At 50.3% G+C, this 2,741-nt stretch carries 2 protein-coding genes; both read right to left on the bottom strand.

All coding sequences use genetic code 11. The features are described 5' to 3' along the window. Positions 1-2,235: hypothetical protein (locus VGA08_01420; protein ID HEX9679253.1), on the bottom strand; the 2,235-nt coding region annotated here is incomplete at its 3' end. A gap of 199 nt (positions 2,236-2,434) precedes the next feature. After that, positions 2,435-2,741, bottom strand: a 307-nt coding sequence (locus VGA08_01415; protein ID HEX9679252.1) for a hypothetical protein, incomplete at its 5' end; no start/stop codon positions are given.

Below are 2,741 nucleotides of genomic sequence, written 5' to 3'. Positions count from 1 at the left end.
GACTACTGACACCGCCCGCAATGTCCTGGTCGTTCCTGATGTCTGAATCGCCCAGGAGGTTCCGTTCCAATAAATAATCCGGCCCTTGTCGCCAATCGCCCAGATATTATCTGTATCGGCAAAATCCACGTCCAATAAGTGATCGGTCGTTGGTGAAGCGTAACTTGACCAGTTGTCGCCGTCAAACCGGGCCAGTACGCCGTTATTGCCGACTGACCAGCCGTCATTAGCGGCCGTTACCTTAACGCCAAAAAAAGTGCCGCCGGCCGGTTCATTATAAGTGATGGAAATGCTGTCCAGCCGCGGCGCCACCAGCAAATCAGAAGTAGTCAGAGTCAGACGGTACTGCATATAGCGGGAATCGGCGTTGGAAATCGGCGAACCAAGCGGATCGGACAGTTCACCGCTAAAAGCCGACCAGGAACCGTCGGGTACGGCCGTATTGCCGGTTCGGACAGCCGCGGTCAGAGTCGTATTAGCCGGCAGTTCCAGCCGCCAACGAAGCGTCCCCCAGTCAGCCGAGGCGCCGGCGTCAAAGACTGATGAACTGTAAGTGCCGCTGGCCACGAAATGATCGGCGTATTCCGCCTGGGTACCGCTGTTGCCAACGGCATAAACTTCGCTTGATGAAACAACAAATAATGAGTTTAATTGAGTTGAGGTTGGAGAACTATCCAGACTCCAGGCGGTCCCGTTCCATTTAATAATCACGCCGCCGGCGCCGACAGCCCAGCCAAGGGAAGAAGAAGACATCATCACTTCATTTAAATTATTGGCGGTCGGCGAACTGACAACATTCCAGGAAACGCCATCAAACCGCCGGATAGCCCCGTTGCCGGTAACAAACCCGTCAGTGGCTGAAATCATCCAGACTGACAACCAGGTCTCATTGCCTGTGTCAACAAACTGACTCCAGCTAATGCCATCATAATGAAAAATAACTCCGTTGCCGGTGACGGCCCAGACATCAAGATCAGCCACCGCGAAAACATCGTTCCAGGTCTGATTACCGGTATCAGTAAATAAACTCCAGCTGGCCCCGTCATAATGGAGTAAATTTCCGTTAGTGCCGCCAGCCCAGCAGTCGCTTGATGTCCGGCAGTGAATGGACTGAATCGCCTGATTAACCGGTGAAGTGGTGATATTCCAGGAACTGCCGTTCCAGCGAAGGATCTCACCAACCGCGCCGACCGCCCAGCCGTCCGTGGCGGATAACATCCAGACATCATTCAAAGTTCTGATGGTCGGCGAACTGAAAATTGACCAGACTTCACCGTCCCATTTTAAAATAGTTCCGCTGTTGCCAACCGCGAAACAAAGAATGGACGAGGCGCAGGCGACGCCGTTCAGATGGTTGGTGGTCAAAGCCGGCTGGCTAACCCAGCTGGGCGAGGTCGCCAGAGTAATGTTTCCCAGATCGCCGGTGTCAGCCACGACCGTGTTATTAAAAATGCCGTCATTAAAATCAGTGTCAGTTGTTTCAAAAAAGCTGGAACCGGCGAAAATTTTAATCCACTCCGGATCGCCGGTGCCGGTAACTGAAGCCGGTATTCCAGTCCCAGCCACAATCGTGTCCTGAAAAGTCCCGCCGCCAAAATCAGTGTCAGTCGTCTGGGTAATCAGAGTCCCTTCGGCCAGAGTCCAGTCCTTTTCCGCTGCCAGAGCCAGCTGAACCGACGCGTCCTCTCCGGCGCCGACGACGGCCGTGTCAGACAAAGTCCCCGCCCCAAATTCGGTATCGGTCGTTTCCGTCCAGTCAAAAACATTCCAGTCAGTCAAATAGTCGGTTAAGCTAACTGTCCGGCTGATGCCCAGCAAGGTCGTCCAGCTGACTTCGGCCGTAACTTGTTTAGTCCGGGGATCAACTGTTCCGCCGCTGGCGACTATATCGTTAAAAACATCCCGCTCAACATCACTAATAATTATTTTTCTGGTAAAATCGCCGATTATTTCGGCTGTCCCGTCAAATTCCCAAAAACCTGAACTGTTTTTCAAACCATGATCGCCGTTAACCAAATTCAGCCAGTGATTATCACGATTGCTTTTAGCCGCCTCCAGACCTTCTTTGGCCAAAAAAACCGCTTCAGTATTTTCCTGGCCGGCTTGAGTGCTGTAAAAAGCGTCAACCGACAAACCAACAATGCTGGCAAAAACCAAAGAGAACAAGGCGGTGGCGACTATCACCTCGAGCAGACTTTGTCCGGATTGTATTTTATTTTTGAGGGGTAATAGCATTTACCTTAGAGATATATTGGGCAACAGGCACAAGGCACAAGGCAACAGGGATTGTGTCGCCTATGGCGACATTTTTTTTAATAGGGTCGGGCAAAAGGATAATTTCAGCGAGAATATATTGACTAATCACTTATGCCAAACTATTGCCTGATCACTATTGCCTCGCCTTGTGCCTATTGCCTTGTGCCTATTGCCTGTTTCAATAGTTTATCCTTCCCACTTCATTAATATCTATGATTCTCGTCTGATCGGAGGTGTTATCGCTGACAGTAATATTTCCATCAGTATCCGTGTCGCCGTAAATTTTATTAAAAATCAGATCTGAACCGCCGCCGGTCAAACTGATTGAGATAATTAAAATTAAACTGGATAAATTGGTCTGCTCGTTGTCCGGATCAGAGGCGTTGTAAGTTGTTCCTTTAAAAATGACGTATTTATCCGACTCAAAATGAACACTCCAGGAATCGTTTCCCCGACCGGCCATCGCCCGGCTCTGGGCTTTTCTT

It is taken from the genome of Candidatus Saccharimonadales bacterium (assembly GCA_036397795.1).
Taxonomy (GTDB): Bacteria; Patescibacteriota; Saccharimonadia; order Saccharimonadales; family DASWIF01; genus DASWIF01.
The sequence above is the reverse complement of the archived record's forward strand: the minus strand, read 5'-3'. Positions and strand labels throughout refer to the sequence as shown.